Annotated in this window: 23 protein-coding genes; all 23 read left to right on the forward strand. The window is 47.2% G+C overall.

Annotated features, from left to right (window positions below):
- The first annotated feature begins 210 nt into the window (after positions 1-210).
- The 23 genes from upp (at position 211) to ACL9RM_RS02635 (ending at position 21,488) form a co-directional block, all read left to right on the forward strand.
- Positions 211-840 (forward strand): uracil phosphoribosyltransferase, encoded by a 630-nt coding sequence (gene upp, locus ACL9RM_RS02525; protein ID WP_013312332.1) that lies wholly within the window; start codon positions 211-213, stop codon positions 838-840.
- Positions 841-950: 110 nt separating this feature from the next.
- Positions 951-2,120, forward strand: coding sequence for a non-hydrolyzing UDP-N-acetylglucosamine 2-epimerase (gene wecB / locus ACL9RM_RS02530; RefSeq protein WP_061832041.1), 1,170 nt, complete (start codon positions 951-953; stop codon positions 2,118-2,120).
- A gap of 171 nt (positions 2,121-2,291) precedes the next feature.
- The gene (locus ACL9RM_RS02535; RefSeq protein ID WP_023990711.1) at positions 2,292-2,546 is read left to right on the forward strand and encodes an AtpZ/AtpI family protein; all 255 of its coding nucleotides are present in this window, start codon (positions 2,292-2,294) and stop codon (positions 2,544-2,546) included.
- Positions 2,539-2,919, forward strand: a complete 381-nt coding sequence (locus ACL9RM_RS02540) for an ATP synthase subunit I (protein WP_013312329.1) — start codon at positions 2,539-2,541, stop codon at positions 2,917-2,919. The genes ACL9RM_RS02535 and ACL9RM_RS02540 overlap by 8 nt, the downstream gene beginning before the upstream one ends.
- Before the next feature lie 29 nt (positions 2,920-2,948).
- Positions 2,949-3,773 carry a F0F1 ATP synthase subunit A gene (gene atpB / locus ACL9RM_RS02545; RefSeq protein ID WP_134904311.1) on the forward strand — a complete coding sequence of 275 codons (825 nt, stop codon included), beginning with the start codon at positions 2,949-2,951 and terminating at the stop codon, positions 3,771-3,773.
- A gap of 104 nt (positions 3,774-3,877) precedes the next feature.
- Entirely contained in the window at positions 3,878-4,102 is a 225-nt protein-coding gene (gene atpE, locus ACL9RM_RS02550) for a F0F1 ATP synthase subunit C (RefSeq protein WP_007432750.1), read from the forward strand.
- Between the two features lie 109 nt (positions 4,103-4,211).
- On the forward strand, positions 4,212-4,700 hold the full coding sequence (gene atpF / locus ACL9RM_RS02555; RefSeq protein ID WP_069290542.1) for a F0F1 ATP synthase subunit B: 489 nt from the start codon (positions 4,212-4,214) through the stop codon (positions 4,698-4,700).
- Positions 4,697-5,242, forward strand: a complete 546-nt coding sequence (locus tag ACL9RM_RS02560; protein WP_250266823.1) for a F0F1 ATP synthase subunit delta — start codon at positions 4,697-4,699, stop codon at positions 5,240-5,242. The genes atpF and ACL9RM_RS02560 overlap by 4 nt, the downstream gene beginning before the upstream one ends.
- 19 nt (positions 5,243-5,261) lie before the next feature.
- A complete protein-coding gene (gene atpA, locus ACL9RM_RS02565; RefSeq protein WP_013312325.1) occupies positions 5,262-6,776 on the forward strand; it encodes a F0F1 ATP synthase subunit alpha in 1,515 nt (504 codons plus the stop codon).
- Between the two features lie 218 nt (positions 6,777-6,994).
- Entirely contained in the window at positions 6,995-7,861 is an 867-nt protein-coding gene (atpG, locus tag ACL9RM_RS02570) for an ATP synthase F1 subunit gamma (RefSeq protein ID WP_039271553.1), read from the forward strand.
- A 120-nt stretch (positions 7,862-7,981) separates the two neighbouring features.
- A complete protein-coding gene (gene atpD / locus ACL9RM_RS02575) occupies positions 7,982-9,382 on the forward strand; it encodes a F0F1 ATP synthase subunit beta (RefSeq protein ID WP_013312323.1) in 1,401 nt (466 codons plus the stop codon).
- 69 nt (positions 9,383-9,451) lie between these two features.
- The gene (locus tag ACL9RM_RS02580) at positions 9,452-9,865 is read left to right on the forward strand and encodes a F0F1 ATP synthase subunit epsilon (protein WP_013312322.1); all 414 of its coding nucleotides are present in this window, start codon (positions 9,452-9,454) and stop codon (positions 9,863-9,865) included.
- Between the two features lie 346 nt (positions 9,866-10,211).
- Positions 10,212-10,463 (forward strand): DUF1146 family protein, encoded by a 252-nt coding sequence (locus ACL9RM_RS02585; protein ID WP_013373430.1) that lies wholly within the window; start codon positions 10,212-10,214, stop codon positions 10,461-10,463.
- Positions 10,464-10,786: 323 nt separating this feature from the next.
- Entirely contained in the window at positions 10,787-12,142 is a 1,356-nt protein-coding gene (gene murA, locus ACL9RM_RS02590; RefSeq protein WP_013312320.1) for a UDP-N-acetylglucosamine 1-carboxyvinyltransferase, read from the forward strand.
- Positions 12,143-12,368: 226 nt separating this feature from the next.
- The gene (gene spoIID / locus ACL9RM_RS02595) at positions 12,369-13,808 is read left to right on the forward strand and encodes a stage II sporulation protein D (protein WP_250266822.1); all 1,440 of its coding nucleotides are present in this window, start codon (positions 12,369-12,371) and stop codon (positions 13,806-13,808) included.
- 70 nt (positions 13,809-13,878) lie between these two features.
- Positions 13,879-14,619, forward strand: a complete 741-nt coding sequence (locus ACL9RM_RS02600; RefSeq protein ID WP_069290539.1) for a M23 family metallopeptidase — start codon at positions 13,879-13,881, stop codon at positions 14,617-14,619.
- Between the two features lie 201 nt (positions 14,620-14,820).
- A complete protein-coding gene (gene spoIIID, locus ACL9RM_RS02605; RefSeq protein ID WP_007432737.1) occupies positions 14,821-15,108 on the forward strand; it encodes a sporulation transcriptional regulator SpoIIID in 288 nt (95 codons plus the stop codon).
- 170 nt (positions 15,109-15,278) lie between these two features.
- Positions 15,279-16,277 carry a rod shape-determining protein gene (locus tag ACL9RM_RS02610; protein WP_023990703.1) on the forward strand — a complete coding sequence of 333 codons (999 nt, stop codon included), beginning with the start codon at positions 15,279-15,281 and terminating at the stop codon, positions 16,275-16,277.
- A 104-nt stretch (positions 16,278-16,381) separates the two neighbouring features.
- Positions 16,382-17,266 (forward strand): flagellar hook-basal body protein, encoded by an 885-nt coding sequence (locus ACL9RM_RS02615; protein ID WP_061831647.1) that lies wholly within the window; start codon positions 16,382-16,384, stop codon positions 17,264-17,266.
- Between the two features lie 13 nt (positions 17,267-17,279).
- Positions 17,280-18,107 carry a flagellar hook-basal body protein gene (locus ACL9RM_RS02620; RefSeq protein WP_235306515.1) on the forward strand — a complete coding sequence of 276 codons (828 nt, stop codon included), beginning with the start codon at positions 17,280-17,282 and terminating at the stop codon, positions 18,105-18,107.
- Positions 18,108-18,117: 10 nt separating this feature from the next.
- Entirely contained in the window at positions 18,118-18,330 is a 213-nt protein-coding gene (locus tag ACL9RM_RS02625) for a DNA-directed RNA polymerase subunit beta (RefSeq protein WP_061831651.1), read from the forward strand.
- Positions 18,331-19,224: 894 nt separating this feature from the next.
- Positions 19,225-19,671, forward strand: a complete 447-nt coding sequence (gene fabZ / locus ACL9RM_RS02630) for a 3-hydroxyacyl-ACP dehydratase FabZ (protein WP_013312312.1) — start codon at positions 19,225-19,227, stop codon at positions 19,669-19,671.
- A gap of 98 nt (positions 19,672-19,769) precedes the next feature.
- The gene (locus ACL9RM_RS02635; protein WP_061831644.1) at positions 19,770-21,488 is read left to right on the forward strand and encodes a phospho-sugar mutase; all 1,719 of its coding nucleotides are present in this window, start codon (positions 19,770-19,772) and stop codon (positions 21,486-21,488) included.
- Positions 21,489-21,566: the final 78 nt, after the last annotated feature.

Here is a 21,566-nt window from a genome sequence, read left to right on the forward strand (position 1 = left end):
TTTACATGTCATATCTTTCCCTTGACAAAAGGTTACGGCGGCAGGTGTTAAATCAATCAAGGGAATGTTATAATAAACAGGATTTACAGGCACGCATTGCATCTGTGCTTATTTGGTTTGTGCAAATAGGTTACATAGATCCTTTCGACTCAGGATAGTTCGATATGCTGGCGCGAAAGAACGTGACGATAATACCGGAGGGAATATATTATGGCGAAACTGGTGGTTTGCGATCACCCTTTGATCCAACACAAGCTTACATTTATCCGCGATGTGCGGACCAACACCAAGGATTTCCGCGAGCTGGTGGATGAAGTAGCAACATTGATGGCTTATGAAATTACACGGGATATCCCGCTGGAAAGCATTACGGTGCAGACACCGGTTGCTGAGACAGAAGGTAAAGTGATTTCAGGACGTATGCTGGGTCTTATTCCGATTCTGCGTGCAGGCTTGGGTATGCTGGATGGCGTAGTAAAGCTGCTGCCTGCAGCAAAGGTAGGCCATGTGGGACTGTTCCGCGATCCTGAGACGCTGCAACCCGTAGAATACTATACGAAGCTGCCTACAGATGTAACTGAGCGCGAATTGATCGTGATTGATCCGATGCTTGCAACGGGTGGCTCGGCAATTGCGGCGATTGATGTATTGAAAAAGAGAGGCTGTACTCAAATTAAAATGATGAATCTGATTGCTGCTCCTGAAGGAGTCAAAGCTGTGCAGGATGCGCATCCTGATGTAGACATCTATGTCGCTGCACTGGACGAGCGTCTGGATGATCATGGATACATCATTCCGGGTCTTGGTGACGCGGGAGACCGCTTGTACGGAACCAAGTAGACTGCCCTTGGCGGTTCGGCAAAATCTATGGACGTTATGACAGGTCGTTTTTCTGAATAATGGAAGACCTGTGAAGCGGACATTTATTATGAAAAGGGGTTCAACAGAAAATGTCTAAAATCAAAGTGATGACAATTTTTGGTGTGCGTCCGGAAGCGATTAAGATGGCTCCTCTTATTTTGGAGCTTCAGCGTCACCCGGAGCATATCGAGTCCGTGGTATGCGTTACGGCTCAACATCGCCAGATGCTTGATCAGGTTCTGGAAGTTTTCAATATTCACCCTGACTATGATCTGGACGTAATGAAGGATCGCCAGACACTGAATGAAATCTCGATGCGGGTACTTCAAGGTCTGGAGCCTGTATTGCGTGAGGCCAAGCCCGATATCGTGTTAGTTCACGGTGATACGCTGACGACTTTCCTGGCCAGCTATGCAGCCTTTATGCAGCAGATTGAAGTAGGGCATGTGGAAGCGGGTTTGCGGACGTGGAACAAGCTTTCTCCATATCCTGAAGAAATGAACCGTCAGCTCACAGGCGTGCTGTCTGATCTGCATTTCTCGCCTACTTCTTTATCGGCTGGAAATTTGCGGAAGGAAAACAAGCCTGAATCGCGAATATATGTTACAGGCAATACAGTAACTGATGTATTTCAGTATACGGTTCGCCAGGATTACGAGCACCCTGTACTGGATTGGGCTCAGGGCAAACGCCTGATTCTTATGACAGCGCATCGCCGGGAATCTCAAGGGGAACCGCATCGTCAGATTTTTAATGCGGTTAAGCGAATTGCGGATGAGTTTGAGGATATCGCTATTGTTTATCCGGTTCATCCAAGTCCGGCAGTGAAGGAACCTGCATTTGAGATTTTAGGCAACCATCCGCGTATTAAGCTGATTGATCCGCTGGATGTCGTGGATCTGCACAATTTTTATCCACATACACATCTGATCCTTACGGATTCCGGTGGGCTTCAGGAAGAAGCACCTTCGTTCGGAGTACCTGTTCTGGTGCTGCGTGATACGACTGAAAGACCGGAAGGAATTGAAGCGGGCACCTTGGAACTGGTGGGTACGAGTGAAGAGAACGTGTACAATCGGACTAAGGCACTTTTGACAGATTCCGCGTTGTACGAATCTATGAGTCAGGCAGCGAATCCTTACGGCGATGGACAAGCATCAGTAAGAATTGTCAATGCGATTTTGCACCATTATGGTGTTCAAACTGAACGTCCTGAGGAATTTCACACAATGTTCACAAAAGGTGTTCGTCCGATATAATTATTCTTTACAAGGCAAGCATACAGTTAAACTGTACGGTTACCAAGGGATACAGCAATTTAAGATGCTTTGTCGTTTGATTTTATACTTTAGGGCACTAAAATATCTCAATTGACAAAGCATCTTATATTTAAGTAAAATGGACTGGAATTGCAGGGGTGACATGGAAAAGTGGTCAAACCTTCCAAGCAAAACAACAACCGAAATAACACCGGAAATGCCTTTAAGGCTATAGGACTGGTGAGCGCGATCGGCATTGATTTGGCGATATGCACACTGGGTGGTTTCTATGCAGGAAAATGGCTTGATGCCAAACTTGGTGGCTCCGGAATTTGGATTGGCGTAAGCGTTCTCGCAGGCTTGGTTGTAGGCGCATTAAGTATTGCCCTTGTGATCGGAAAGGTACTGAGGGATAACCATGAATGAGATGACCCGTATGCAAAAAATGTTATGGATCGTAGCGCTTGGTATTATGGCTCTGTGTTTCCTGGTCTCCGCCTTCATGCCCCAACATCGTGACATTGCTCACGGAATCATTCTGGGAACGGGAGTAAGCTGTCTAAATGTGCTGTATATGGCCTACAAAATTCGACAGGTTGCGAGTGCGGCCGCCGGTGAAAGAAAGAAGAGAGTGTTTGGTATTGGCTTTGGCGTTCGATTAGGGACCTCGATTTTGGCAGTGGTGCTGGCGATAGAATTTCCGGCCTATTTCCATGAGATCGCTGTAATGGCAAGCCTGGTGACTGGGCAATTTCTTCTGTTAATTATAGGCATCATATTCGCGCTTCAGGAAAAATGATGGCTCAACTGAGAAAGGGGTGAGAAAACATGTTGCATGAATCACCGATTATCCAATTGGGCGGGTTTAACATTGACTTGTCCGTCATTATTATGCTTATTGTGACTTGTGCGATTGTATTTGGACTGGCATTTGCTGCAACGCGCAATTTGTCTGTGGACAATCCAAGCAAGCTGCAAAATTTTATGGAATGGGTCGTTGAATTCGTTCAAGGACTGATTACCAGCACGATGGATTTGAAAAAAGGGAAGCCATTCCTCTCCTTGGGGATGACGCTGATCATGTTCATTTTCGTCGGGAATATGCTGGGCTTACCGTTCGGGATTGTGACCGAATTCGATAATGCGCAAAGTGCCCAAGTATTTGGACATGAAATCATTCCAGTCAAAGAAGCATTAGAACAAGCACAGGCGTCTCACCCGGGCGAAGCTGCCCATGTAGGCATCAGCTGGTGGAAATCACCTACTGCAGATGCAGGGGTATCTATTGGACTCGCTTTGATGATCTTTGTCCTGGTTCATTTCCTGGGGATCTTCCGCAATACCAAAGCTTACTTCAAGCATTACGTTCAGCCATTTCCATTCTTTTTGCCAATTAACTTGATTGAGCAGTTCTCAAAACTGTTGACACATGGTATGCGTCTATTCGGTAATATTTTTGCCGGCGAAGTTTTGATCAGTGTTCTGCTGAAAATGACAGCACTTGGTGTGGGAGGTATGGTTGCTTCCGTATTGGGACTCGTGGTCTGGCAAGGATTCAGTATTTTTGTCGGCAGTATTCAAGCGTTCGTCTTCACCATTCTGACGTTTGTATACATTTCGCAGTCCATTGACACGCATGAAGAAGAGCATTAGACAAGCTTGTTTTCCGGTTTTTAGTTAAGTTCAGGAGTACGCTTCGCTCTTAACTGCAAATACATGTACAATACAAATACACATCACTAAGGAGGATTTTTAAAATGGGAGTTTGGGCATATATCGCAGCTGCAATCGCAGTAGGTTTGGGCGCTTTGGGCGCAGGTATTGGTAACGGTCTGATCGTAAGTAAAACAGTTGAAGGTATCGCTCGTCAGCCTGAAGCAAAAGCAACGTTGCAAACGGTAATGTTTATCGGTGTAGGTCTGGTCGAAGCCCTGCCAATCATCGGGGTCGTTCTGGCATTCATTTTCTACGCAGGTGCTTAATTGAATGGAAGCAAGGTTTGGCGGGGAAGGCACAGCCATCCGCGCCTTCTTTGTTCGTTTGAACATGAAAGATCCAGAACCGACGTTCACCGGAAAGGAGTGACTTCAATTGAGTTTTAATTGGACAAGTATCGTTTTCACTATCATTGCATTTTTGATCTTGTACTGGTTACTGACGCGTTATGCATTCGGCCCTCTCTTTTCCGTTATGGAGAAGCGCCGTCAGCTTGTATTGCAGCAAATGAATGAAGCGGCACAGACGCGTGAACAGGCTGCTGCTTATGTTGAGGAGCAAAAGCAGGCTCTCCAGCAGGCACGTAAGGAAGCGTACGACATTATTGAGCAGTCAAAACAAACAGGTAACAAGCAAGCGGAGCAAATTATTGTTCAGGCTAAAGACGAAGCTGTCCGCCTGAAAGACGAAGCTGTTCGTGAAATCACAAGCGAGCGTAATAAGGCGGTTGCCGAACTGCGCAGCGAAGTGGGTAAAGCTTCGGTACAAATTGCTTCCAAACTGATTCAAAAGGAAATCAAGGAAGACCAAGTCCAGGGAGAGCTTGTCGACCAATACCTTAAAGAGGTAGGAGGCAAAGCATGAGCCGGGATACGGTAGTTGCCAAACGGTATGCGAAAGCTTTGTTTGAAGTGGCAGAGCAAGAACAGACCATTATGGAAACCGAGCAGGAGCTACGTGCTTTTGTAGAGGCTGTATCGGGGGATACTGAAATCCGTAAATTCATTAATTCTCCTAACATTACGGAAGCGGTCAAGCTTCAAGTTCTGGCTAACAGTTTTGAAGGCAAGCTGTCTGCCTCGCTAATTAACACGATCAAGCTGTTGATTCAGCGTAGTAGAGCAGATTTGTTCGAATCTCTCCTTGCCGGATACCTCGATATTCAGGAATACAAGCTGGGACTTGCTCATGCAAAGGTGTATTCGACTTATGCTTTAAGTGATCAGGAAAAAACAGCGGTAGCCGAGCAATTCGGAGCCCGTGAACATAAAACAATCCGTGTGGAAAATATAGTGGACCCGAGTCTGCTGGGCGGATTGAAAGTGGTTATCGGCGATACACTGTACGACGGCAGTCTGGCCGGCAAGCTGGATCGTCTCGAGAAATCCTTTAACAGACGAGTATAGAAGATAGGGGTGAACACACTTGAGTATCAAACCTGAGGAAATCAGTTCATTGATTAAAAGTCAGATTGAACAATATAAAAATGATATCGAGGTCGTTGAAGTCGGCACTGTTGTTGAAGTCGGCGACGGTATTGCCCGCGTCTACGGACTGGAAAAAGTTATGGCCGGTGAATTGGTTGAATTCGACACTGGCGTATTGGGCTTGGCGCTCAACGTGGAAGAAAGCAATGTCGGTGTTGTTATTTTGGGTCAATTCTCCGACATTCGTGAAGGCGGTCAAGTAAAACGTACAGGTCAGATCATGCAGGTCCCTGTAGGGGAAGCACTGATCGGACGTGTAGTTAACCCACTGGGACAACCAGTAGACGGTAAAGGACCGATTGCTACAACAGAATTCCGTCCGGTTGAAAGTCAGGCTCCAGGTGTTATGGCCCGTAAATCGGTACATGAGCCTATGCAGACGGGGATTAAAGCTATTGATGCGATGGTTCCGATTGGTCGTGGTCAACGTGAGTTGATCATCGGTGACCGTCAAACAGGTAAAACTTCTATCGCAATCGATGCAATTTTGAACCAAAAAGGCAATGGCATGAAGTGTATTTATGTCGCTATTGGTCAAAAACAATCCACGGTAGCTCAAGTTGTTGAAACATTGCGTCGTCACGGTGCGCTGGAATACACGATTGTCGTTACGGCATCTGCTTCCGAACCATCACCATTGCTGTACATTGCTCCTTACTCTGGCTGCGCCATGGGTGAGTATTTCATGTACAAAGGCGAGCATGTCCTTGTTGTTTATGATGACTTGACTAAACAAGCGTCAGCTTACCGGGAACTGTCCCTGTTGCTGCGTCGTCCACCGGGTCGTGAAGCTTATCCGGGTGACGTTTTCTATCTTCACTCTCGCTTGCTGGAACGTGCAGCGAAGCTGAATGATGAGTTGGGCGGCGGATCACTTACCGCATTGCCGTTCATCGAGACACAGGCTTCCGACGTTTCTGCATATATCCCAACTAACGTTATTTCCATCACGGATGGACAGATCTTCCTGGAAGCTGACTTGTTCTATGCAGGGCAACGTCCAGCGATCAACGTAGGTATTTCTGTATCTCGTGTAGGTGGTTCTGCTCAGATTAAAGCGATGAAAAAGGTAGCAGGTTCCCTGCGTCTGGATCTTGCTCAATATCGTGAGCTTCAAGCGTTCTCCCAATTCGGGTCCGACTTGGATAAATCCACAAAAGCCCGTCTGGATCGCGGCGCACGCATGATGGAAATTCTGAAACAGGGCGTTAACCAACCGCTTGCTGTAGAGCAACAAGTAGTGAGCTTGTATACTGCTGTAAAAGGCTTCCTTGATGATATCCCTGTAGCGGATGTAAAACGTTTTGAAAAAGACTTCCTGTCTTTCATGGTGTCTGACCATCAGGACGTGCTTCAATCTATCCGCGACACGAAAGACTTGGTGGCTGATAACGAAGCGGCTTTGAAGGCGGCTATCGAGAAATTCAAAAAATCATTCGCCACGTCGGTTTAATACATTGGAATTGCCTGTTTATGATGAAAGATGTCCTAAGGAAGCGTGCCCTCCGGGTTTTGGCTTCCTTGGCATGTTTTACCCTCTATAACAGGCCCTTTAACATATGTCCGGCTGGATTTGAATCTTACGAAGTGCTTAGACTTGGTCCAAGCTAAGCTAAGGGATTGCTTACGAAGTTAGCTTTGGCTTTGCTAGAGCTTAAAGGTGGTGAAATCATGGCAAAAGGTATGCGCGAGATTAAACGTCAGATTAAAAGTGTGCAGAGTACGAAGCAGATCACGAAAGCGATGGAAATGGTCGCTGCATCCAAGCTGAGAAAAGCTCAGGAGAAAGCGGAGTCGGCTCGTCCTTACTCGGAAAAGCTTAAGGAAGTTGTGAGTAGCATTGCTTCTGGAGCGAATAACATCAAGCATCCAATGCTGGAAACGCGTCCGGTTAAAAAGACTGCTTATCTCATCATTACATCAGATCGTGGTCTGGCTGGTGGTTATAACGCCAATATTTTGCGACAGGTTACGCAGACGATTGCTGAACGTCACCGTTCACAGGATGAATTTGTGATTTTCATCATTGGGCGAAAAGGACGGGATTATTTCAGACGTCGTGAATTTCCTATCGCTGAATCGGTAACAGATCTGTCAGATACACCTGCTTTTGCAGATATCAAAACAATTGCAAGCAAGGCTGTACAAGGCTTTGAACTTAAAGAATTTGATGAGCTTTATCTATGCTATAACCGCTTTGTCAACGCATTGACTCAAATTCCAACAGTTGACCGTCTGTTACCAATGGCAACACCTGATTCAGCTACAGCTTCATCCTCAATTAACTATGAGTATGAGCCTTCACCAGAAGGAGTGCTGGAAGTATTGCTGCCGCGTTACGCGGAAACGCTCATTTACGGCGCTTTGCTGGATGGTAAAGCTAGTGAACTGGGAGCGAAGATGACGGCGATGGGATCTGCTACGAAGAATGCTTCCAAGTTAATTGGTGAGCTTTCCTTGACCTATAACCGTGCTCGTCAAGCGGCTATTACCCAGGAAATTACGGAAATCGTTGCAGGGGCAAGCGCTCAGTCTTAATCAGGCTTGTTGCGACTGTTTTATAGCATGTCTACACTATTATGATAAATTGCGGGCGCAAAACAAATCAGAGTGGTTCGGATTTGCGGCTGTGCAAGCTTGTAGGAGGGAAACCAAAAGATGAACAAAGGACGCGTAGTGAGCATCATGGGTCCGGTTGTCGACGTTGAGTTCGAACGTGGACAGCTTCCGGAAATCCTGAATGCCATTCATATTGGGACTGTGCTGGAGAGCGGAGTCAAAATTGACCTGACGCTCGAAGCTTCAAAACATCTAGGTGACAACCGTGTGCGTTGTATTGCCATGTCTTCCACAGATGGTCTGGTTCGTGGAGCTGAAGCCATAGATCTGGGAGCACCTATTTCAGTACCTGTCGGCGAAGCTACTCTTGGACGCGTATTTAACGTACTTGGAACGCCAATTGATAATGGTGCTGATATGAGTGAAACGGCTAGAAATCCGATTCACCGTCAAGCTCCTTCTTTTGATGAGCTGACAACTCAAGCAGAGATGCTCGAAACAGGTATTAAAGTTATCGACTTGCTAGCTCCTTATGCCAAAGGTGGTAAAGTCGGATTGTTTGGTGGTGCTGGTGTAGGTAAAACCGTAACCATTCAAGAATTGATTAACAATATCGCTCAGGAGCATGGTGGTATTTCTGTATTTGCGGGTGTAGGTGAACGCACACGTGAAGGAAATGACTTGTATCATGAAATGAGAGATTCCGGCGTTATCAACAAAACAGCGATGGTGTTCGGACAAATGAACGAGCCTCCGGGTGCACGTTTGCGTGTAGCTCTCACAGGTCTGACGATGGCGGAATACTTCCGTGACCAAGAAGGCCGTGACGTGTTGCTCTTTATTGATAACATTTTCCGCTTTACTCAAGCGGGTTCTGAGGTTTCGGCCCTGTTGGGACGTATGCCTTCAGCAGTAGGTTACCAGCCTACGCTGGCTACTGAGATGGGTCAATTGCAAGAACGGATTACTTCTACTAAAAAAGGTTCTGTTACTTCCATTCAGGCGATCTATGTGCCTGCGGATGACTACACTGACCCGGCTCCTGCTACGACGTTTGCCCATTTGGATGCTACAACGAATCTGGAACGTAAAATTTCCGAAATGGGTATTTACCCGGCGGTTGATCCACTCGCATCAAGCTCCCGTATTTTGGCTCCAGACGTTGTGGGTGAAGAGCATTACAATGTAGCGCAAGGGGTAAAACAAATTTTGGCCCGCTACAATGAGCTTCAGGATATCATTGCGATCCTGGGTATGGACGAGCTGAGTGAAGAAGATAAAATGTTGGTAGCACGTGCACGTAAAATCCAGCGTTTCCTTTCTCAACCTTTCCACGTTGCCGAAGCATTTAACGGCTTCCCAGGTAAATATGTGCCGGTTAAAGAAACTGTACGAAGCTTCAAAGAAATTTTGGAAGGCAAGTATGACCATCTTCCAGAAGCGGCTTTCCTTTTTGTAGGAGCCATCGAAGAAGCAGTTGAAAAAGCTAAAACGTTGTAAACAACAGGCAAAGAATAGCCGAGCCTTACGAAGTGAGCTGTCTGCGGACAGCTTCCAGGAGGGATTCAAGTGAGCACGTATTTACTAGAGATTGTGACGCCGGAGCGCCTGGTCTATACAGAACAGGTAAACAGCATCAGTGTTCGCGGCTCGGAAGGCGATCTTGGGATTTTACCCGGACACCTTCCCTTGGTCACTCCCTTGAAGATTGCACCGATACGCATTAAAATCGGTGGTCAAACCGAAGTGATCGCGGTCAATGGGGGCTTTCTTGAAGTCCGCAAGGATAAAGTGGTCATTTTGGCTGAGAGTGCGGAACGTTCCGAAGAAATTGATGTGGAGCGTGCCCGTGCGGCAAGGGAGCGGGCAGAACTGCGGCTCCAGAGCAAACAGGAACAGATAGATCACCATCGGGCGGAAGTAGCTCTGCAACGGGCGCTTAACCGTTTAAATGCTACAAGCATCAGAACCAATAAGAATTAATATTGGATTTTAAGTGGAATTTTAAAAGGGTTCGGCATAGTATACGGATGGAACGACAAGGAGACCACTTCATAACTTCTGCCAAAGAATGTCCGGTAGAAGGTGAGGGAGAACCTTGCTTCCTTCGATCACTGTGATCGGGCCCTTTTTTAGCTGTTATTACCAAATGTACAGTCCTATTTCTTGCCCGGTTGCTAGGTATTTAGTACCTTTTAAATTCACGAAACAGAAGTGATTAATCACATTTTGTCGAAATAAATGTCCTAAAAGCAGAAATAGCACTGGCATATTAGGCGTTCGCCGAGTATTATAAAGAAGTCTGTGACGCAGATGGGAGGAATTATGATTGAACGGGAAACAGCAATTGGCTGAACAGCTAAGTCAATCGGCGAGTATGACCGCGCTGATCTCCATGATCGTGTCGCTTATCTGTATAGCGTTAGCTTGGTGGGCTTTACAGAGCTTAAAGCTGGATTTGTTAATTCGGCAACCCAAAGGACCGCAGGGCAGATTGCTGCACTTGTTTCTTGCTATAATCTTGGGACAGTTGGTTTCTGGGTTCCTGTTGAGCTACATCTCTTGGAGCCAGATGCTCTAGAATTTGTTTTAACATGAAGTAGGCGGGTTATATGACCTTATGACTGTGTCTCTGCGGGAATTGTCGAATAACATCGCGTCATATTGTTAACAATGGTAAACAAAAGAACCATACATGTATAGCTGGCTGAATCAGTTAGAGTACAATGGTCATCAAGTACAAAAAACGCTTGTATACTTGTTTTAATCAGTGGTATGATGGCAGTTAGGGTATTAGTAAAACCTTGTTTTTTTATGTAATGAAAAAGCAAGGCATGAAAATAGCGGAATATGTTCTTTTTTTCCAGAATGGAAAAGGGAAATGACGCGCGGAGGGAACCATAGATGAGCAAATTTATCGTCCGCGGTGGCAACAGATTGACCGGGAGTGTCAAAGTCAGCGGAGCCAAAAACTCAGTTCTGCCGATCATCGCCGCTTCTCTGCTAGGAGAAGAAGGAGAAAGTGTTATTATTGATGCACCTCCTCTAGACGATGTGATGACCATTAACAAAGTGCTGGAGTCCTTAGGAGCAGGCGTTACATACCAAGATGAGGTCATTCGTGTTGACGCGCGGAAGATAATTTCCTGTGAAGCCCCTTACGAGTGGGTTAGGAAAATGCGCGCATCATTCTTGGTTATGGGACCGCTGCTTACACGTTTGGGACGTACAAGAATCTCGCTTCCAGGCGGATGCGCAATCGGAACGCGACCAATTGATCAGCATTTAAAGGGTTTTGAGGCATTGGGCGCGGAGATTAGCCTGGGCCAAGGTTTTATTGAAGCTAAAAGTAACGGGCGTCTGCGTGGAGCTAAAGTTTATTTGGATGTAGCCAGCGTAGGAGCAACCGAGAATATTATGATGGCCGCTACTCTTGCTGAGGGCGTAACTACCATCGAGAATGCTGCTAAGGAACCTGAGATTGTTGATCTCGCAAATTTCCTGAATGGAATGGGTGCCAAAGTACGCGGTGCGGGCACGGGCGTTATTCGTATTGAAGGCGTCGAGAAGCTGCATGGTGTAAAACATACCGTCATTCCCGACCGGGTAGAAGCAGGTACTTATATGGTTGCTGCTGCGATCACAGGCGGGAACGTATATGTAGAAGGCGCAATATCCGATCATTTAGGACCGGTTATTTCCAAGATGGAAGAAATGGGTGTAACCATTCAACCTGATGAGAACGGAATTCGTGTCATTGCAGATAAGCCGTTAAAGGCCGTTGATGTTAAAACATTGCCTTATCCTGGTTTTCCTACCGATATGCAGTCTCAGATGATGGCACTTCAACTTGCCGCTGAAGGAACGAGCATTATTACGGAAACCGTGTTTGAAAATCGTTTCATGCATGTGGATGAATTTCATCTCATGAATGCCGAAATTAAGGTCGAAGGTCGTTCCGCCATTGTAACTGGTAATGCTAAGCTGACAGGTGCGAAAGTAACCTCTACAGATTTGCGTGCAGGTGCTGCGTTAATTCTGACCGGACTCATTGCGGAAGGTACAACGGAGGTATCCGGCGTACATCACATCGATCGCGGTTACGTTCATTTGGCTGAGAAGCTGACTGGATTGGGAGCGGACATTTACAGAGTGACCGTAGAAGAGTCCAAACTGGATCATTCACCCAGTACAGAGCGCGTAATGCCGGAAGAGACGTCGGGGAATCTGTTTAAGAAAATCCAGCCTTCCCTCGCCTAAGCCTTAACGTATGTAGCTTCATGTTGCATAAGTATATTCTTGAACAATAAGGAACCAAGTCCGAAAGGGCTTGGTTTTTTGTTGTTTACAGTCAGTCTTTTTCGTTCTTCCAGTTCTCTTAAAATGGTTCTATCAAAGTGGACGACTTCATATGATTGAAAATATCTGCTGGAGTATATCTGTACTTCCAGCCGGACACTTAGCCCTTTGATGGAGGTTTCAGCCTATGAAAGATTCACAGGTTCGCATCCGTATACCCATTCATCATCCTAAGGAACATTGCCAGGCTTCACTTGCGGAGGAACGCTCTGGCTCTATAGCTACTTCGTTACAGAAAAATAAGCTTATGCAACAGCAGCCGGACACAAGAGGTACATTGCCGACTGGCGTCAAGCCCAATCGGCGTACAACAGCCGTGCCTTCCGCTGTGAACTCCGTTGATACGGCTCTGCCTATCGCTGGAGCAGCGGCCCATGACACACGCGCTGCAACCCCGCTGCAAGTGACGCTGCCGCACCTGCGTCCATCCGCCGGGCGTACCCCGCGCTGGGGTAGCAGACGCCCATGGCTGCCATTCGCTGCCATGGCAGGGGTGCTGGTGCTTGCCATGGCTGTGCCCGCGCTAATGGCGTGGCCTCGCCAGACGGCGCAGCCGTTGCCGCCGAGCAGTCGCACGGTAGCACCAGCTGCGCCTAGCGTGACGGCAAAGGGCGAGACGCCCGTCACGCGCTTGCCGGGCGTCCCGCCGATACCGGCGGTGCCGGCTGCTCCAGCGCGCAGCGTGCCGGTGGCGGCAGAGCCGGACGTGCGCGTGTACGTCACGTCTACCGGTCGCACGGAGACGTTACCGCTGGAGCAATACATTGTCGGCGTAGTAGCCGCCGAAATGCCGCCCAGCTTCGAGGGCGAGGCACTAAAAGCACAGGCTATTGCCGCGCGTACCTTCATTGCCCGACGTTTGCTGGCTGATGACACTAGCGGTGCCCCGGCGGGAGCAGATGTGACGGATACTGTTAAACATCAGGCTTATATCTCCAAAGCCAAACTTACTAGAGAATGGGGGCGTTCTGGTAAATCCGCAGAGCTGGCTAAAATTCAGCAGGCTGTACGAGACACCAAGGATACGATCATGGTATATGAGGGGAAGCCCATAACGGCATCTTTTTTTTCTACTAGCAACGGCTATACTGAAAATTCAGAGGATGTATGGGCGAAGCCAGTACCCTATTTACGAAGTGTGTCAAGTCCATGGGACAAGCAGTTGGCCCCACGTTATACAGAAACCGTCACACTGAGTCGTCAGAGTGTGTTCGATAGATTGGGATTGAGTCGTACTGCAATTGCCGCCTCTACTGGAGGAGGAAGTATGCCAGAGATTCGTATACTCTCGAAGACGGAAGGACATCGCATCAAGAAGATTGAGGTTGGTGGCTCAATCTTTACAGGGCCGGAAATCCGTAACAAACTGGGGTTACGTTCGGCTGAGTTTACGTGGAAGGCTGAAGGGAATCGGATTGCTATAACAACCTATGGTTATGGTCATGGTGTTGGTATGAGTCAGTGGGGAGCCAATGGAATGGCCAAGGGAGGTCATACCGCCACTCAAATTCTCCTTCACTATTATACTGGCATTTCTTTTGCGCAAGCCTCTCGTATTCTAAGTTAGTAAATATTTCGAAACTTTGAAGTATAAAAGAGTTGCACCCGGTAACACTGGTTACTGAGGTGATGAGCAAATGAATGAACAAAATAAAAACCAGAACCAAAACCATGAAGAAACACCCAAAACCTTTCAGGGTGGAAGAGCTTCACGGCCGTCTTCGTGGAAAAAGCTGTTGTCCAAAAGGTGGGCATACCCGGCAGCCTACATTGCCGCAGCAGCCATTATACTAACCTTAGTGTGGGTCTATCAGGATGCCAGCCAGAAGTCTTTCAAACCTGACCCAGCTAGTCCATCGGTACAAAGCACAAGTGCAGTGAATACCGATGTTAACGGACAACAGCCAGAAAGCGTAGAAGTAGTTGCCCAGTCGGAAAATATCGCATGGCCAGTGACAGATGCTGGCGCAGTACAAGTCGTAAAGCCGTTCTTTGATGAGAACGCAACAGCTGATGAGCAGGCGGCAGCTATGGTAGAGTACGATAAAACATTTACCGCTAACACTGGAATTGATCTTTCCCGGGCCGACGATCAGGCGTTTGAAGTGAGAGCCGCCCTGAGTGGCAAAGTATCCCGTGTAGAACAACATCCGCTGGTAGGTAATGTCGTAGAAATCACGCATGATAATAATCTCAAAACGGTGTACCAAAGCTTGAGTGATCTGAAAGTAAAAGAAGGCGATCAAGTGAAACAAAACGATGTGATTGCTTCAGCGGGTCGTAACGAGCTTGAGAAGGATTTGAAAACACATCTGCATTTTGAAGTGTATCAGGATGACAAGCCGGTGAATCCAGCAGGTCTGCTTCCTAAAAAATAAATTTGGTCATGGCTTTGCATGCAAAGCGGGGAATCCATATTCCCTGCTTTTTTCTTGTGTAGTTTTTGTGCATAAGGTAAACATAAGCTGCTTTTGCCAAATAAATAGGCCTTCCGAAGCATGTCTTCCCGCCAAACCGCGAATATATAGGCACGCTCCTCATATAATGTACCAAACTATCCACAGTAGGGAGGCGGGAGCGTGCACGATTACATCAAGGAACGGACCATCAAAATCGGTCGCTGTATCGTGGAAACAAGGAATACGGTCCGTACGATTGCCAAGGAATTTGGTGTCTCCAAGAGCACGGTGCATAAAGATCTGACCGAACGGCTGCCTGAAATCAACCCGGATCTTGCCGATCAGGTGAAGCACATTCTCGAATACCATAAATCCATCCGCCATCTGAGGGGAGGAGAAGCGACGAAAATTAAGTACAAAAAAACGAGTGGCAAACGAAGGGAGATTCTCGTTTCCGGCAAGTCCTAAAAATATATAGTGAATTGGCTGGCAAAGCCATTGAATCAACCCCCTGAAGTATGATATGTTAAAAGATGGTACAAGACGAAAAATGACATGTAACCGTAGGTTTATACATATATTTGCCGCTTCTTGTCGAATCTTAGCTTTTAAAATATCACTTTGGGGGCCTTTTTAATATGTTCAGTAATGATATCGGTATCGATCTCGGTACGGCCAACGTGCTTATCCACGTCAAAGGGAAGGGGGTTGTTCTTGACGAACCTTCCGTTGTCGCGATAGAAAGCGATACAAAAAGAGTTCTGGCTGTCGGAGAGGAAGCGCGCCGTATGGTGGGACGTACTCCTGGTAATATCATAGCCATCCGTCCATTACGTGATGGTGTCATCGCCGATTTTGAAGTAACAGAAGCGATGTTAAAATATTTTATCAATCGGGTAGGGGGAAAAAGCTGGTACAGCCACCCTCGTATTCTAATTTGTGCGCCGACGAACATTACCTCAGTGGAGCAAAAAGCGATTCGTGAAGCGGCGGAGCGTAGCGGGGCCAAGGAAGTATTTTTGGAGGAAGAACCAAAAGCGGCTGCCATCGGGGCAGGAATGGATATTTTTGAGCCTAGCGGCAACATGGTAGTGGATATTGGTGGCGGAACGACTGACGTTGCAGTCCTCTCTATGGGGGATGTCGTAACAGCTTCTTCCATTAAAATGGCAGGGGACAAATTTGATACAGCCATCATGAAATATGTAAAAACGAAGTACAAGCTTTTGATCGGGGAACGTACGGCTGAGGATATCAAGATTGCTATCGGAACCGTGCATCCGAGCGGACGGCGTGCAGAAATGGACATCCGTGGACGGGATATGGTATCCGGATTGCCCAAAACGTTAAGTATTTCTGCGGATGAAGTGCAGGATGCGCTTAGAGATCCTGTGTCGGCGATTGTTGCTGCGGCCAAGTTTGTATTGGAGCAGACCCCACCGGAACTGTCAGCTGATATTATTGACCGTGGTGTTATTTTGACTGGTGGCGGTGCCTTGCTTAGTGGATTGGACGAGCTGCTTGCTGAAGAGCTGCGTGTTCCGGTACTGGTTGCCGAAGATCCGATGCATTGTGTCGTTAAAGGTACAGGAATTATGCTGGATAATTTGGATCATGTGGTTAAGAAAAAGTTCTAATCTGCCGATAGTGACTATAAGAGACTCGTGTGCGGTCAGACAGGTTGCCTGCCTCCGCGCGAGCATATGATTTTAGCAGAGTATAGGATTGGGGTGCACCATACATGTTGAGAGGTTTATATACTGCGGCCGCCGGATTGATGACACAACAACGACGCCATGACACCGTGACGCAAAATATTGCTAATATGAATACGACGGGATACAAACAGGAGAACAGTGTTCAGCGTTCTTTCCCCGAAATGCTTATTTCCATGACGGGTGGTAACCCTGATAACCCGGACCGTACGGTCGGCAAGCTCAATACTGGCGTTTTTGCTGAGGAAAGCCTCTCCCCTTACATTCAGGGAGCATTAAAGGACAGTGGACAAGCGACGGATTTCGCGATACAGTCCAATATTAATGTGAACGACCCAGCTACTGGTCAACCTATGGCTTTTGATCAGGCAGGGAAATTCATCAATGCTAACGGTGAAGTCACCTACCGTCCAGAAGCGTTTTTTACGGTGCGGGACAGTAATGGTAACGTTCGTTATACACGTGATGGACATTTTCAAGTAAATGGAGCAGGAGCATTGCTTTCATCGACTGGCTCAGCGGTGCTGGATACGAATGGAAAGCCAATTCAATTGACGGGGGCTGTCTCAGCGCTTAAAGTAAATGAGCGGGGCGAATTGGTAGATAGCCAGTCCAACCAGACGTTAGGGACGACGCTCGGTATTAGTGTCATTGATCGTCCGTACCAGCTCGTTCGTGAGGGCAATGGGAACTTCCGCCTGAATGATACTGACGGTGCTACAGCTAGAATGATGACCGCTAATGATGCTGTATCCGTTCGTCAAGGTTACCTGGAGGTATCTAATGTAGATGCTTCACAGTCGATGGTGGATATGATGGCTGCGTTAAGAGCGTATGAGGCGAATCAGAAGGTAATTCAATTTTACGATAAAAGCTTGGACAAGGCCGTTAATGAAGTAGGCCGTGTATAACAGGGGGTAAGTGATGAACAACTCCATGATTGGCGCAATGGTATCTATGGCCAGTGTGCAGCAGCGTTTGGATTTAATTGCCGATAATATTGCTAATATCAATACAGTTGGTTATAAGAGTAAACAGGGTTCCTTTGAAGATGTATTGGCCAATGTGCAGCAACAGCCTTCAACGTATCTCCAAAATGGACGAGCCATGCCGCTCGGTTATAATTTGGGCTACGGAGTTAAAACGGCCGCAATCATGAAAAATATGGAGCAAGGTCCGCTCAAGGAGACGGGACTTCCTACCGATCTGGCGATTCAAGGTAATGCCATGTTTGAAGTCCAGGGAAATGGGCAAAAAGCTTGGACTCGTGACGGTAGCTTTCATTTTGTTCCTGATCCGAATGATAGTGCGACGATGATGTTGACCACTGCTGAAGGTTACTCCGTGCTGGATAACAATGATGTTCCTGTGACTGCTCCAGCGGGTTCCAAGGTGGCTATTAACTCGGATGGCGAATTGCTGATTCGTGCTAATGGAATTGGGGATCCGACAGTTGGTCAGAGAATCAAGCTAATGGATGTACAGCGTCCAGAAGGACTGGAACAGCGGGATGATAACCTATTCGTGTTGTTGAATGGTGTAACAGAGGCAAATGTATTCGGAGCAGCAGGTGTGGCAGGTGCTGTTCCAGCGGACGTATCTGTGCGTTCCGGTTATCTTGAGGAATCTAATGTGGATTTAGCGGGCGAAATGACGGATATGATGCAAGTTCAGCGGATGTATCAAATGGCGGCACGGGCACTCACTTCTAGCGATACGATGATGAACCTGGCCAACAATCTGAGGGCTTAAGGATTTGGTGATGAAAGAAGAACAATCTGATTCCCGTCCGGTGCCTGAAAAGACGAAATCCCGCTGGCGTACTGCTCGTTATTTCATAGTTCCGTTGCTGCTCCTGTTATCACTGTTAGGCGGCTTAATTGCAGGATATGTAATTGTAGGTAAGCAAGGGTTGTCAGGCGTGTTCGAGTGGAAAACCTGGCAGCATGTCATTGATCTTATATTTGCGCCTTAGTTTACTTTAAATGAGTGGGGGCGGGAAAAGTCGCTCCGCGAATGATTTGATCTTACGATCGCTGTTGCAGCGGGATTTTCTTATTTTATAAATTATTCAGATGTAAAAATCCCGTTGCAAAGGCGAACGCTCGCGCTTCTCCAGATTCAAATCCTTCGCTCCGCTGCTACCCGCCATCAGGGTCACTTTTATTAAAATAAACCACCCGCAATTTGTGCGGGTAGTATATAACAAAACCCTGTGCCAGTGGCGCAGGGTTTTGTTATGCTTTTAAGGGAGGGGCCTCCAGCGTAGCACGCATGGATTGTGGCCAATGAAGGCCATCGCAGAGGCCTTCGGTTTTGTTTCACCCTTCACGACAAGCGAGCATTATTGAAGCGAGCTTTCTTTTTGAGCCAAAAGTAACTCGGCGGAGGGGTTTATTTGAATCTGGAGAAGCGATAGCGTTCGCCTTTGCCCCTAAATTTTAACCTTGCAGGTTTTATAAAATGAAAAAATTTAGGGGCAACAGCGATCGGAAGATCAAATAAATCACGTAGCCCTTCCCCCCTTGGCTCAATTGAATCTCCGCTTCACCCCATAATAGGAGCACCCAATATGGTACTTCCGCGTAATTTTCTTTTTGCATCTGATAACTGTATAATGATGGGGAAGTTTATAACACTGCGGGGTAAAACCAAGCACGGGCAAAAGGGCTTCTTCGCGCCTCAGGTTGCATAACCGGCGGAAAAAGCCCCTTATCTCAACCTCCACTTCTGCAGTAGGTGAAGGATATCTAACATTGTTGCCGTTATGAGCTGTTTTTATGCAGCGTAAGCGGGGTAATATTATGCTTGCAGTAACTCATGACTGATACAGAGTCAAACCTGCAAGCGGGAGGAGTTATTAAGGTAAATGGACAAATTGCAATTGGATGTTAATCAAATTCAGGAGATTATCCCACATCGAGCGCCATTTTTATTGGTGGATCGTATTATTGAGCTGGAGGAAGGGAAAAGAGCAGTAGGCATTAAAAATGTAACGATGAATGAACCTCATTTCATTGGACATTTTCCGGGGTATCCTGTTATGCCTGGTGTGTTGATCACCGAAGCACTGGCTCAAGTTGGGGCTGTCGCATTACTGCATCTAGAGAGCAATCGTGGCAAAATCGGGTTCTTGGCAGGGTTGGATGGTTTCCGTTTTCGTGGGCAGGTGGTTCCTGGGGATACACTGACGCTTGAAGTGGAAATCACTCGTTCCAAAGGCGCATTTGGCAAAGGGAAAGCTACGGCTAAAGTAGGCGATACGGTAGTAGCTGAGGGCGAAATTATGTTTGCTTTATCTGACCCTCCCCAATAATTAAAGCTCTGCCTACATAAGCACGACGTCTGAACCGAGTGCATGTGTACATAGAAATCCTGTTTTGACAACCCAAAAATGGAGAGGGGAAATTCCGTATGACGCAGTTGAGTAAAAAAGCACTAGAAGGCATTGAGAGCTGGCTGCAAGACCCTTATATTGATGAAGAGACCAAACAGGAGTTGCGCGCATTGGAAGGCAACGAGCAGGAACTGGAGGATCGCTTTTACAAAGAGCTGGAATTTGGTACAGGCGGTCTGCGTGGAGTGATCGGGGCAGGAAGTAACCGGATGAACCGTTACGTCATTGGACGGGCGACTCAAGGACTGGCTCGCTATATTTTAGAACAGCATGCTGGTAAAGAAGGCAAACCTTCGGTTGTTATTGCACATGATTCGCGTCACTTTTCGCCAGAATTTGCTCTGGATGCAGCTTTGGTGCTGGCGGGCAATGGTATCGTGGCTAAGTTGTTCCCTTCCTTGCGTCCAACGCCACAGCTTTCGTTTAGTGTACGTCATTTGGGAGCCAGTGGAGGGATTGTTGTGACAGCGAGTCACAATCCTCCTGAGTATAATGGATACAAGGTATACAACGATGAAGGGGGTCAGCTTGTTCCAGATCAGGCTGAACAGGTAATTGGTTATATCCGCGAGGTTCCTTCTTTTGCCGACATTCGCAGTCTGACACGTGAGGAAGCAGAGGCACAGGGATTGTTGGTTTGGCTTGGAGAAGAGGAAGATGAAGCGTTTGTAGATACGGTAGCCAGTGTGAGTGTGAACCGTGAGCTGATTGCAGCCGGACCAGGCAAAAACTTCAAAGTTGTGTTTACACCTCTCCATGGCACTGGAAATGTACCGGTTCGTCGTGTGCTGGAGAAAATCGGTTTTGAACAGGTGCATATTGTGCCTGAGCAAGAGTTGCCAGATGCTGAATTTTCGACTGTCAAGTCGCCAAACCCAGAAGAACGTGATGCGTTTAAGCTGGCAATTGCGCTGGGTGAGAAAATTGGTGCAGATCTGTTGATCGGAACAGACCCCGATGCTGACCGTATGGGTGCAGTTGTGAAAAACCGTGATGGCGAATATGTGGTATTGTCCGGTAATCAGTCTGGCGCGATCATGGTTTACTACTTGTTGAATCAACTGAAAGAAACAGGCAAGCTTCCGAATAATGGGGCTGTTATCAAAACCATCGTAACCAGCGAAATGGGTGCAGTCATTGCCGAACATTTTGGAGCAACCGTGTTTAACACGCTAACTGGCTTCAAGTATATTGGCGAGAAAATGAACCAATTTGACCAAACTGGCGAGTACACCTACCTGTTTGGCTATGAAGAGAGCTATGGTTATTTGGCAGGGAATTATGCTCGCGATAAGGATGCTGTCTTGGCGGCTATGCTGATCGCTGAAGCTGCTGCTTATTACAGCACACAAGGTAAGACGCTCTATGATGTTTTACAAGAGCTGTACGAGCAGTTTGGCTACTTCCTTGAGAAGCTGGAGTCTCGTACCCTTAAGGGTAAGGATGGAGTGGCACAAATTCAGGGCAAAATGACCGATTGGCGTAGCAACGCGCCTCAAGAGATTGCAGGCGTGAAGGTAGACAAGGTACTGGACTACTCACAAGGTCTGGACGGACTTCCACAGGAAAATGTACTCAAATTCTTACTGGAGGACGGTTCGTGGTTTTGCCTGCGCCCTTCGGGCACAGAGCCGAAAATCAAAGTATACTTTGCGGTACGCGGCTCCTCGCTGGCAGACGCGGAGCAAAGAATCAGCCATCTGGTCGATGCTGTTATGGCTCGCGTAGACGCTTGAGAAAAATCCCTTTATAATAGAATAGGTTAAGGTAATTGGATAAGATATAGTAATCGGTGACCTCTCACGGCAAAGGGC

Origin of the sequence: Paenibacillus sp. S29 (assembly GCF_049319765.1) — a bacterium.
Classification (GTDB): domain Bacteria; phylum Bacillota; class Bacilli; order Paenibacillales; family Paenibacillaceae; genus Paenibacillus; species Paenibacillus polymyxa_B.

Coding starts and splice junctions, on each gene's coding strand:
- upp (WP_013312332.1), top strand. CDS start 211: ATGGCGAAACTGGTGGTTTGCGATCACCCTTTGATCCAACACAAGCTT.
- wecB (WP_061832041.1), top strand. CDS start 951: ATGTCTAAAATCAAAGTGATGACAATTTTTGGTGTGCGTCCGGAAGCG.
- ACL9RM_RS02540 (WP_013312329.1), top strand. CDS start 2,539: ATGAATGAGATGACCCGTATGCAAAAAATGTTATGGATCGTAGCGCTT.
- atpB (WP_134904311.1), top strand. CDS start 2,949: ATGTTGCATGAATCACCGATTATCCAATTGGGCGGGTTTAACATTGAC.
- atpE (WP_007432750.1), top strand. CDS start 3,878: ATGGGAGTTTGGGCATATATCGCAGCTGCAATCGCAGTAGGTTTGGGC.
- ACL9RM_RS02560 (WP_250266823.1), top strand. CDS start 4,697: ATGAGCCGGGATACGGTAGTTGCCAAACGGTATGCGAAAGCTTTGTTT.
- atpG (WP_039271553.1), top strand. CDS start 6,995: ATGGCAAAAGGTATGCGCGAGATTAAACGTCAGATTAAAAGTGTGCAG.
- atpD (WP_013312323.1), top strand. CDS start 7,982: ATGAACAAAGGACGCGTAGTGAGCATCATGGGTCCGGTTGTCGACGTT.
- murA (WP_013312320.1), top strand. CDS start 10,787: ATGAGCAAATTTATCGTCCGCGGTGGCAACAGATTGACCGGGAGTGTC.
- spoIID (WP_250266822.1), top strand. CDS start 12,369: ATGAAAGATTCACAGGTTCGCATCCGTATACCCATTCATCATCCTAAG.
- ACL9RM_RS02600 (WP_069290539.1), top strand. CDS start 13,879: ATGAATGAACAAAATAAAAACCAGAACCAAAACCATGAAGAAACACCC.
- ACL9RM_RS02610 (WP_023990703.1), top strand. CDS start 15,279: ATGTTCAGTAATGATATCGGTATCGATCTCGGTACGGCCAACGTGCTT.
- ACL9RM_RS02615 (WP_061831647.1), top strand. CDS start 16,382: ATGTTGAGAGGTTTATATACTGCGGCCGCCGGATTGATGACACAACAA.
- ACL9RM_RS02620 (WP_235306515.1), top strand. CDS start 17,280: ATGAACAACTCCATGATTGGCGCAATGGTATCTATGGCCAGTGTGCAG.
- ACL9RM_RS02625 (WP_061831651.1), top strand. CDS start 18,118: ATGAAAGAAGAACAATCTGATTCCCGTCCGGTGCCTGAAAAGACGAAA.
- fabZ (WP_013312312.1), top strand. CDS start 19,225: ATGGACAAATTGCAATTGGATGTTAATCAAATTCAGGAGATTATCCCA.
- ACL9RM_RS02635 (WP_061831644.1), top strand. CDS start 19,770: ATGACGCAGTTGAGTAAAAAAGCACTAGAAGGCATTGAGAGCTGGCTG.